The organism is Arthrobacter sp. ZBG10 (assembly GCF_001238605.1).
Taxonomy (GTDB): Bacteria; Actinomycetota; Actinomycetes; order Actinomycetales; family Micrococcaceae; genus Arthrobacter.
Window position 1 is genome coordinate 16,804 of record NZ_LFQH01000018.1, and the last position, 9,662, is coordinate 26,465.

Annotated in this window: 15 protein-coding genes; 3 read left to right on the forward strand and 12 right to left on the reverse strand. The window is 62.4% G+C overall.

The features are described from left to right. Positions 1–30: 30 nt before the first annotated feature. From ACU18_RS04670 to ACU18_RS04680, 3 genes are all read left to right on the forward strand, one after another. The gene (locus ACU18_RS04670) at positions 31–1,374 is read left to right on the forward strand and encodes an ABC transporter substrate-binding protein (protein WP_050684418.1); all 1,344 of its coding nucleotides are present in this window, start codon (positions 31–33) and stop codon (positions 1,372–1,374) included. A 122-nt stretch (positions 1,375–1,496) separates the two neighbouring features. Beyond that, complete coding sequence (locus ACU18_RS04675) at positions 1,497–1,988, forward strand: DUF2975 domain-containing protein (protein WP_050684379.1); 492 nt, start codon at positions 1,497–1,499, stop codon at positions 1,986–1,988. Continuing rightward, positions 1,988–2,209, forward strand: a complete 222-nt coding sequence (locus tag ACU18_RS04680; RefSeq protein WP_050684380.1) for a helix-turn-helix domain-containing protein — start codon at positions 1,988–1,990, stop codon at positions 2,207–2,209. The genes ACU18_RS04675 and ACU18_RS04680 overlap by 1 nt, the downstream gene beginning before the upstream one ends. Positions 2,210–2,264: 55 nt before the next feature. Here ACU18_RS04680 and map read toward each other — a convergent pair whose 3' ends face one another. The 12 genes from map to rplN all read right to left on the reverse strand — a co-directional run bounded on the left by map (position 2,265) and on the right by rplN (position 9,435). Then, complete coding sequence (map, locus tag ACU18_RS04685; protein WP_050684381.1) at positions 2,265–3,092, reverse strand: type I methionyl aminopeptidase; 828 nt, start codon at positions 3,090–3,092, stop codon at positions 2,265–2,267. A 68-nt stretch (positions 3,093–3,160) separates the two neighbouring features. Next, on the reverse strand, positions 3,161–3,730 hold the full coding sequence (locus tag ACU18_RS04690) for an adenylate kinase (protein WP_197273515.1): 570 nt from the start codon (positions 3,728–3,730) through the stop codon (positions 3,161–3,163). Positions 3,731–3,735: 5 nt separating this feature from the next. Then, entirely contained in the window at positions 3,736–5,046 is a 1,311-nt protein-coding gene (gene secY, locus ACU18_RS04695; RefSeq protein ID WP_050684383.1) for a preprotein translocase subunit SecY, read from the reverse strand. A 218-nt stretch (positions 5,047–5,264) separates the two neighbouring features. Next, positions 5,265–5,753 carry a 50S ribosomal protein L15 gene (gene rplO, locus ACU18_RS04700; protein WP_050684384.1) on the reverse strand — a complete coding sequence of 163 codons (489 nt, stop codon included), beginning with the start codon at positions 5,751–5,753 and terminating at the stop codon, positions 5,265–5,267. After that, positions 5,754–5,960, reverse strand: coding sequence for a 50S ribosomal protein L30 (gene rpmD, locus ACU18_RS04705; RefSeq protein ID WP_050684385.1), 207 nt, complete (start codon positions 5,958–5,960; stop codon positions 5,754–5,756). Between the two features lie 3 nt (positions 5,961–5,963). Further along, complete coding sequence (gene rpsE / locus ACU18_RS04710; protein WP_050684386.1) at positions 5,964–6,692, reverse strand: 30S ribosomal protein S5; 729 nt, start codon at positions 6,690–6,692, stop codon at positions 5,964–5,966. Beyond that, positions 6,689–7,072: a 50S ribosomal protein L18 gene (gene rplR, locus ACU18_RS04715; RefSeq protein ID WP_011692796.1), complete on the reverse strand. Its 384-nt coding sequence runs from the start codon at positions 7,070–7,072 to the stop codon at positions 6,689–6,691. Before rplR ends, rpsE begins: the two co-directional genes overlap by 4 nt. Positions 7,073–7,074: 2 nt before the next feature. After that, on the reverse strand, positions 7,075–7,611 hold the full coding sequence (gene rplF / locus ACU18_RS04720) for a 50S ribosomal protein L6 (protein ID WP_050684387.1): 537 nt from the start codon (positions 7,609–7,611) through the stop codon (positions 7,075–7,077). Positions 7,612–7,629: 18 nt separating this feature from the next. After that, a complete protein-coding gene (gene rpsH / locus ACU18_RS04725) occupies positions 7,630–8,028 on the reverse strand; it encodes a 30S ribosomal protein S8 (protein WP_050684388.1) in 399 nt (132 codons plus the stop codon). A 91-nt stretch (positions 8,029–8,119) separates the two neighbouring features. Further along, positions 8,120–8,701: a 50S ribosomal protein L5 gene (gene rplE / locus ACU18_RS04730; protein ID WP_050684389.1), complete on the reverse strand. Its 582-nt coding sequence runs from the start codon at positions 8,699–8,701 to the stop codon at positions 8,120–8,122. Beyond that, positions 8,701–9,063, reverse strand: a complete 363-nt coding sequence (gene rplX, locus ACU18_RS04735) for a 50S ribosomal protein L24 (RefSeq protein ID WP_050684390.1) — start codon at positions 9,061–9,063, stop codon at positions 8,701–8,703. The genes rplE and rplX overlap by 1 nt, the downstream gene beginning before the upstream one ends. A 3-nt stretch (positions 9,064–9,066) precedes the next feature. Beyond that, positions 9,067–9,435, reverse strand: a complete 369-nt coding sequence (rplN, locus tag ACU18_RS04740; protein ID WP_024366126.1) for a 50S ribosomal protein L14 — start codon at positions 9,433–9,435, stop codon at positions 9,067–9,069. Positions 9,436–9,662 lie beyond the last annotated feature (227 nt).

Consider the following 9,662-nt stretch of genomic DNA (forward strand, 5'->3'; position numbering starts at 1 on the left):
CGAAAGGCACCACCCATGGCACCGAAACCACTGAAGCTGGCACTGGATCGCAGGCTCTTCCTTTCCCTGGCCGGAATGGGGGCCGGCGCCGCCGCGCTCAGCGCCTGCGGCGGCCCCTCCACCGCTGCCGGCACGGGTCCCAGCGAGACGGCCCTGAATTTCGACGGCGTCACCCCCGCCGCGTCCATCGATTTCTGGTCCAACCACCCGGGCAAGTCCCAGGATGTGGAAAAGGACATGATCGCGCGCTTCGAGGCAAAGAATCCCGGGATCAAGGTCAACCTGGTCACTGCCGGCGCCAACTATGAGGAAATCGCCCAGAAGTTCCAGACGGCGCAGGCCGCGAAGTCCGGTTTGCCCGCGCTGGTGGTGTTGTCTGACGTCTGGTGGTTCCGCTACTACCTCAACGGGAACATCATCCCGCTGGACTCCCTCATCAGCCAGCTGGACGTCAAGCTGGACGACTTCCGCACCTCCCTGGTGGACGACTACAAGTACGACGGCCAGCAGTGGGCCTTGCCCTACGGCCGTTCCACTCCGCTGTTCTACTACAACAAGGACCACTTCGCTGCTGCCGGGCTGCCGGACCGGGCGCCCGCCACCTGGCAGGAATTCGCCGAATGGGCACCGAAGCTGAAGGCAACCACCGGGGCCCAGTACGCGTTTATGCACCCGGCCCTGGCCGGCTACGCGGGCTGGACCCTGCAGAACAACCTCTGGGGCGAAGGTGGCTCATGGTCCAGGGACTGGGAGGTCACCTGCGATTCGGCCGAGTCGGTGGCGGCACTCCAGGCAGCCCAGGACTCTGTGTACAAGGACGCCTGGGCCGGGGTGTCTTCGAAGGAATCGGCTGATGACTTCGCTGCCGGACTGGCCTCGGCTACGGTGTCCTCCACGGGCTCGCTGATCGGCATCCTCAAGTCCGCCACCTTCAACGTGGGCGTTGGTTTCCTTCCCGGCGGTTCCAAGGCCAAGACCGAGGTGTGCCCCACCGGCGGCGCGGGCCTGGGCATCCCCAGCGGAGTCACCCCTGAGGAGCAGCTGGCCGCAGCCATGTTCCTGCAGTTCGTCACCGAGCCGGAAAACACCGCGGCGTTCTCGGCCGCCACGGGCTACATGCCCACCAGGAAGTCGGCCGACATGACCGCCGTGCTGGCCAAGACCCCGCAGATCAAGACCGCAATGGACCAGCTGGCCGTGACCCGCGTCCAGGACAACGCCCGGGCGTTCCTGCCCGGCGCGGACCAGGAGATGGCCAAGGCGGCGGCGAAGATCCTCACCCAGGAAGCGGACGTCAAAACCACCATGACCGAGCTGAAGGCTACCCTTGAGGGCCTGTACAACACCGATGTGAAGCCCAAGCTGAAGGCATAACCTTCCGCTGAAGGCCAGGTGCGGCTGCCAAAGCTGCACCTGGCCTTTTGTGCTGTGGACAGCTTGTTCAATCTATTGATTAACGATAGATTGCCATTGTTGTTCGATACTAGGAGCTGTCCGTGGGAAAACTGTCCGTCTTCGCCCTCCGCATTGTGCTGGCTCTGGTCCTCGCAGGCTCGCTGTTTGTCCAGGTGCGCATGGTGCCGCTGCTGGCCGTGGACCTGGAAGAGGCGGGCGCACCAGCAGGGCCCCGGGTCGCGGCGCTGGTTATCGTGGTGCTGGGAATCCTGTGCGTCGAAATCACTGCGGTCTGCGTCTGGCGGCTGCTGACCATGGTCCGGCGCGGCACCGTCTTCTCGCTGGCGGCTTTCCGCTACGTGGACATCATCTTCGGCGCCATGACCGCGGCATCCCTGCTGGTGTTTGGCGTGGCTGTCCTGCTGGCACCCGGCGACATCGCCCCCGGTGTGGTCCTGCTGGTGTGCGGCGCCGCGTTGCTGGTGGCCGGCGTGGCATTAATTGTCCTGGTCCTGCGCACGCTCCTGGCCCAGGCCGTGGCCCGGGACGCGGAAGCCACCACCCTGCGTTCGGAACTGGACGAGGTCATCTGATGCCCATCATCGTGGACATCGACGTAATGCTGGCCAAGCGGAAGATGCCGGTGGGGCTGCTGGCCGAAAAGATCGGGATCACCCCGGCCAACCTGGCCGTGTTGAAGAACGGCCGGGCCAAGGCTGTCCGGTTCACCACCCTCGAAGCCCTGTGCGGGGTGCTGGACTGCCAGCCGGGCGACCTCCTGCGCTGGGAGCCGGACCCAACTGACTCGCAGTAGTTGTCGTTTTCAGCGCTCAAAACGACAACAAGTGCGAGTCAGTTGGGAGGGGGCGCTACGGGATCGGTACGGGCGTGACGCCGAGGGGCACCAGGTGCTCCGCGCCGCCGTCGGGCGCTGAGAGCACCCAGATGCCTTTTTCGTGAACTGCCACAGAGTGTTCCCACTGGCAGGAGCGCTTGCCGTCAGTGGTCACCACTGTCCAGTCGTCCGCCAGCACGGCCGTGTCGATGCTGCCGCGGACCAACATGGGCTCGATGGCCAGGCAGAGGCCCGCGCGGATCTTGGGTCCGCGGTGGCTGGTGCGGTAGTTGAGCACGTCCGGGGCCATATGCATCTCGGAGCCGATGCCGTGGCCCACGTAGTCCTCGAGGATGCCAAGCGGCTTGCCGCTGACACCGGAAACGTAGTCGTCGATTGCCGCGCCGATATCACCCACGTGGGTGCCTGACGCAAGGGCCGCGATCCCCCGCCACATGGCGGCCTGGGTCACGTCGGAGAGCCGCTGGTCCTCGGGATCCGCGTCACCCACAATAACGGTCCGGGCCGAGTCGGAGTGCCAGCCGTTGACGATTGCCCCGCCGTCGATCGAGATGATGTCGCCGTTGGCCAGGACGCGGCTGCCGGGAATGCCGTGGACCACTTCCTCATTCACGGAGGTGCAGATGGTGGCCGGGAAGCCGTGATAGCCGAGGAAGTTGGACTTGGCGCCCGCCTCGTTGAGGACGGCCGCGAACACGTCGTCCAGGTGCTTGGTGGTGACTCCCGGCACCGCGGCGGCCACTGCGGCGTCAAGCGCGCGGCTGAGGACCAGTCCGGCCTCCTGCATGGTGCGCATCTGGGCGTTGTTTTTGTATTCAATGCGGGGCTGGCCGAAGGCCATGGTGTGTCCTTTCAAATGGCGAAGGCTCCTCCCTGGACCGGGAGGAGCCTCGCAAACGTTCGCCTGAATCAGGCTGCCTGTGCCGCCTTGATAGCCTGCATCACGCGATCGGTGACTTCATCGATGGCGCCGATGCCGTCCACCTGGGTGAGGATGCCGCGCTCGGCATACTTGGCCACCACAGCTTCGGTCTGCTCGTGGTAGAGGTCCAGGCGGTGCCGGATGACGGCTTCGTTGTCATCGCTCCGGCCCGTTTCCTTGGCCCGGCCCAAAAGCCGGTGGACCAGTTCCTCGTCGTCGGCGGTCAGCTGGAGAACAACGTCAAGCTTCTCGTCGCCGGTGGCGAGGATTTCGTCGAGGTAGTCAACCTGGGCCGTCGTGCGGGGGTAGCCGTCCAGGAGGAAGCCGTTGACGACGTCGGACTCGCTGAGCCGGTCGCGGACCATCTTGTTGGTGACGCTGTCCGGGACAAAGTCACCGTTGTCCATGTACTGCTTGGCTTCGAGGCCCAGCGGCGTTTCGCCCTTGACGTTGGCACGGAAGATGTCGCCGGTGGAGATTGCAACAACGCCGAGGCGTTCCGAAATCCGCTCTGCCTGCGTTCCCTTGCCGGACCCGGGAGGTCCAATAATCAGCATTCTCGTCATCGCAAAAGCCCTTCGTAGTGACGTTGTTGTAGCTGCGCATCAATCTGCTTGACGGTCTCCAGGCCAACACCCACCATGATCAAGATCGAGGTGCCACCGAACGGGAAGTTCTGGTTGGCGTTGATCAGCACCAGGGCAACCAACGGGATCAGCGCAACGAAGCCGAGGTACATGGCACCGGGGAGCGTGATCCGGGAGAGGACGTACTGCAGGTAATCAGCGGTAGGTTTGCCGGCACGGATGCCGGGGATAAAGCCGCCGTACTTCTTCATGTTGTCCGAGACCTCTTCAGGGTTGAAGGTGATCGCGACGTAGAAGTAGGTGAAGAACACAATCATGGCGAAGTACAGCACCATGTAGATCGGGTGGTCGCCTCGGGTGAGGTTGTTGTTGATCCACTCAACCCACGGCTGGATCGGCTCGCCGGCCTTGGGCTGGTTGAACTGGGAGATCAGGCCGGGCAGGTACAGCATCGAGGAGGCAAAGATGACCGGGATAACTCCGGCCATGTTGACCTTGATGGGGATGTACGTGCTGGTGCCGCCGACGGTGCGGCGGCCGATCATCCGCTTGGCGTACTGCACGGGGACGCGGCGCTGGGACTGTTCAACGAACACCACCAGGGCCACGGTGAGCAGGCCCACGGCCAGGACGATAAAGAACGTTCCGGGGCCCTGCGAGGTCCAGATGGCGCCGAGCGAGGACGGGAAGGTCGCCGCAATGGACGTGAAGATGAGCAGCGACATGCCGTTGCCCACGCCCTTCTCGGTGACCAGCTCGCCCATCCACATGATCAGGCCGGTGCCGGCCGTCAGGGTGATGATCAGCAGGATCGTGGTGATGATGCTGTCGTCGGGGATGATCGGGAGGTTACAGCCGGGAAGCAGCTGACCGGAACGCGCCAGCGAAATCAGCGTGGTGGCGTTCAGCAAACCGAGGGCGATGGTGAGGTAGCGCGTGTACTGGGTCAGTTTGGACTGGCCCGACGCGCCCTCCTCGTACAGCTGCTGGAACCGGGGAATAACCACCCGGAGCAGCTGGACGATGATGCTGGCCGTGATGTACGGCATGATGCCCAGGGCGAAGATGGACACCTGGAGCAACGCACCGCCGCTGAACAGGTTGACGAGCTGGTAGAGCCCGCCTGCGGTCTGACCGTTCTGCAAGCATTGCTGGACATTCTGGTAGCTCACACCGGGCGAGGGAATGTACGCACCCAAGCGGAAGATGGTGATGATTCCCAGCGTGAACAACAACTTGCGTCGCAGATCAGGCGTGCGAAAGGCCCGGCCAAATGCGCTAAGCAAGCGTCCTCCTGTGGTGTCAAAGAGAGTGGTGTGATGGGGATCTATAAATCCCAACAACCGAGTCTAACGGTTGATTGCGCGATGCGAACAATCCGGGCGGGCCCGGCTGCGCCCGGCGGTGGCGGAATATCGCCCGGTGCATGTGAAAAACTCCCGGTAGCCAGGGCCTGGGGCCCCGGATACCGGGAGTTCAACAGAAGGCTTCCGCCCGCCGCGCCTTAGAGGGCGGTGGTGGATCCGCCTGCTGCAGCGATCTTTTCAGCAGCGCTGGCCGAGAATGCGTGGACGGTGACGTCAACCTTGACGGTGATGTCGCCGGTGCCCAGCACCTTGACGGGCTGGTTCTTGCGAACGGCGCCCTTTTCAACCAAGTTCTCCACGGTGACAGTGCCACCTTCGGGGAACAGTTCGTTGAGCTTGTCCAGGTTTACAACCTGGAACTCAACGCGGAACGGGTTCTTGAAACCGCGCAGCTTCGGCAGGCGCATGTGCAGCGGCAGCTGGCCGCCGGCAAAGCCAGCCTTGATCTGGTAGCGGGCCTTTGTACCCTTGGTACCGCGACCAGCGGTCTTACCCTTGGAGCCTTCACCACGACCAACACGGGTCTTGGCGGTCTTGGCACCCGGGGCGGGACGCAGGTGGTGAACCTTCAGGGCGTTCTGCTTCTCAGCGGTGCCCTGTGCCTTTTCAGCAGTCTTGTCTGCCATTTACTTCGCCTCCTCTACCTTTACCAGGTGCGGAACCGTGTTCAGCATTCCGACGGTGACGGCATCGGCGGTGCGGACAACAGTCTGTCCGATCCGCTTCAGGCCGAGTGACCGCAGGGTGTCGCGCTGGTTCTGCTTGCCGCCAATGGCGGACTTGATCTGAGTGATCTCCAACTTGGAGTCGGAGGGGACCAGGTTCTTAGCCATAACTTAGACACCAGCCTTTGAGTTCAGGAGGGCCTTCACCAGCGCAGCCGGAGCAACCTCGTCCAGCGGCAGGCCGCGGCGTGCTGCCACTGCTGCCGGCTCTTCGAGGCGCTTCAGGGCATCAACGGTCGCGTGAACGATGTTGATGGCGTTTGAGGAACCGAGCGACTTGGAGAGGATGTCGTGGATGCCCACGCACTCCAGTACTGCACGGACCGGACCACCGGCGATAACACCGGTACCGGCGGAAGCCGGACGCAGCATTACGACGCCGGCAGCGGCTTCACCCTGAACGCGGTGCGGGATGGTGTTGCCAACGCGGGGAACGCGGAAGAAGGACTTCTTGGCCTCTTCGACGCCCTTTGCGATAGCGGCAGGAACTTCTTTAGCCTTGCCGTAGCCAACGCCGACCATGCCGTTACCGTCACCAACGACGACCAGTGCGGTGAAGCTGAAGCGACGACCACCCTTGACCACCTTGGAAACGCGGTTGATGGTAACAACGCGCTCTACGAACTGGCTCTTCTCAGCTTCGCGGCCGCCGTCGCGGCCACCACGGCCACCACGGTCGCCACGGCCCTGGCCGCGGTCGCCACGCTCGCCGCGACGGGCGCCACCACGGCGGTCGTCGGCAGCTGCGGGAGCGGTCGCGTCAGTGGCCGGAGCAGCTACGGCAGCAGTTGCCTTCTGATCTGCAGACACAGTGTCCTTTTCCTTGTTTGCTTCCGTCACAGTGACAGCCCACCTTCACGTGCGCCGTCAGCGACAGCGGCGATCCGGCCGTGGTACTTGTTACCACCGCGGTCGAAGACAACAGCTTCGATACCGGCAGCCTTCGCACGCTCGGCAACGAGCTCGCCAACGCGCTTGGCCTTGGCAGTCTTGTCACCGTCGAATGCACGGAGGTCGGCTTCCAGAGTGGAGGCGCTCGCTACGGTCAGGCCCTTGGTGTCATCGACAACCTGGACGAATACGTGGCGTGCGGAACGGTTGACGACCAGACGAGGACGTACAGCCGTACCGGAGATGCGCTTACGGATACGAAGCTGGCGGCGGCTGCGCGAAGCAGACTTGCTCTTGTTCGTACGCTTCTTGTTAATTGCGATGGCCATGGTTACTTACCAGCCTTTCCGACCTTGCGGCGGATGACTTCGCCGGCGTAACGGATGCCCTTGCCCTTATAGGGGTCCGGCTTCCGCAGCTTGCGAATATTGGCAGCAACCTCGCCGACCTGCTGCTTGTTGATACCTGAAACAGAGAGCTTGGTCGGGGTCTCTACTGCAAAGGTGATGCCGGCCGGGGCAGCAACGCTGACCGGGTGGCTGTAACCAAGAGCGAACTCAAGGTCGGATCCCTTGGCCTGAACGCGGTAACCGGTACCGACGATTTCAAGCTTCTTCTCGTAGCCCTTCGTAACGCCCTCGATCATGTTGGAGATCAGGGTGCGTGTGAGGCCGTGGAGTGAACGGGAGGCGCGCTCGTCGTTCGGGCGGGCGACGGTCAGGGTGTCTGCATCCAGGGTGACCTCGATCGGGCTGGCCACAGTGTGGTTCAGCTCGCCTTTGGTGCCCTTGACGCTGACGACAGAGCCGTCAACCTTGACCTCAACGCCGGCAGGAACGGTGATGGGGAGACGTCCAATACGTGACATTATTCTCTTCCTTTCCCGTTACCAGACGTACGCGAGGACTTCGCCGCCCACGCCCTTCTTGCCGGCCTGCTTGTCAGTCAGGAGGCCGGAAGAGGTGGACAGGATTGCGACACCCAGGCCACCCAGCACGTGCGGCAGGTTGGTGGACTTTGCGTAAACACGCAGGCCCGGCTTGGAAATACGGCGGACGCCAGCGATTGAACGCTCGCGGTTCGGACCGAATTTCAGATCGATGGTCAGCTTTTTGCCGACCTCAGCTTCCTCTTCCTTCCAGCCGGCGATGAAGCCTTCTGCCTTCAGGATGTCGGCAACGCGTGCCTTGAGCTTGCTGTACGGCATGGTCACGGAATCGTGGTATGCCGAGTTTGCATTGCGCAGACGCGTGAGCATGTCTGCGACAGGATCTGTCATTGTCATGGTGGGCTCGTGCCCTTCCTCATAACGGTTTCCGCGGCGCTGCCCTGAACGGATTCAGGGGCCGTGCCGCCGGACCTTTTACGTAGTTAGATTAGTCTTCGGCCTTGAACGGGAAACCAAGCGCCTTAAGCAGCGCGCGGCCTTCGTCATCGGTCTTGGCAGTGGTAACAACCGTGATGTCCATACCGCGGACGCGGTCGATGGAGTCCTGGTCGATTTCGTGGAACATAACCTGTTCGGTCAGACCGAAGGTGTAGTTACCGTTTCCGTCGAACTGCTTGCCGCTCAGGCCGCGGAAGTCGCGGATACGGGGCAGTGCGAGGGTGACCAGGCGGTCCAGGAATTCCCACATGCGGTCGCCACGCAGGGTAGCGTGTGCACCGATGGGCATGCCTTCGCGCAGCTTGAACTGTGCGATCGACTTGCGGGCCTTGGTTACCTGCGGCTTCTGGCCGGTGATGAGGGTCAGATCGCGGACAGCGCCGTCGATCAGCTTGGAGTCCTTGGCGGCATCTCCAACACCCATGTTCACAACGACCTTCACCAGGCGGGGAACCTGGTTGACGTTTTCGTACTTGAATTCCTCAACGAGCGTGCTCTTGATGGAATCGGCGTACTTGGTCTTCAGACGAGGAACGATCTTCGTTGCCGGAGTCTCGAGAGTCTCAGTCATTAGATGTCCTTCCCTGAGCTCTTGGCCACGCGGATGCGTACTTCGCGCTGCTTACCGTCACGTTCAACGGTGTCGATGCGGAAGCCGACGCGGGTGGGCTTCTTGGTGGACGGGTCAACCAGAGCCACGTTGGAGATGTGGATCGGGGCTTCAACAACCTCGATGCCACCGGTCTTGGTGCCGCGCTGCGACTGACCGACCTTGGTGTGCTTGGTTACGCGGTTGACGCCTTCAACCAGCACGCGGTTGGTGTCGGTGAACACGCGCAGGACTTTGCCCTGCTTGCCGCGGTCGCCGCCACGCTCTGCCTTGGCGCCAGTGATGACCTGAACCAGGTCACCCTTCTTGATCTTTGCAGCCATGGACTAGAGCACCTCCGGAGCCAGAGAAACGATCTTCATGAACTTCTTGTCGCGAAGTTCACGACCAACCGGTCCGAAGATACGGGTACCGCGGGGGTCACCGTCAGCCTTCAGGATCACAGCTGCGTTCTCGTCAAACTTGATGTAGGAACCATCCGCACGGCGGCGTTCCTTCTTGGTACGGACGATGACTGCCTTGACAACATCGCCCTTCTTTACGTTGCCGCCCGGAATTGCGTCCTTGACGGTAGCGACGATGACGTCGCCAATGCCTGCGTAGCGACGGCCAGATCCACCGAGAACGCGAATGGTAAGGATTTCCTTAGCACCCGTGTTGTCGGCGACCTTGAGTCGCGACTCCTGCTGAATCACTATTTACTCCTTGCGTCGCGCCGGTTCTCAGACCGAAAATCTTCCTACGGAATGAGCCTTGCGGAACGGTTGATCGGGGTGTCTCTTGACCTGCCTGGATTTTGCCAGACCAGGCCTAAACGCCCGTGCCTGAAGCAGTTGCTCCCATCCGTTCCGGACCGGATCCGGGCGTCAGGGGGCACTATGCCGTGGCACGCTTGTTTACGAGGTTTGATGAAGGCGCGAGA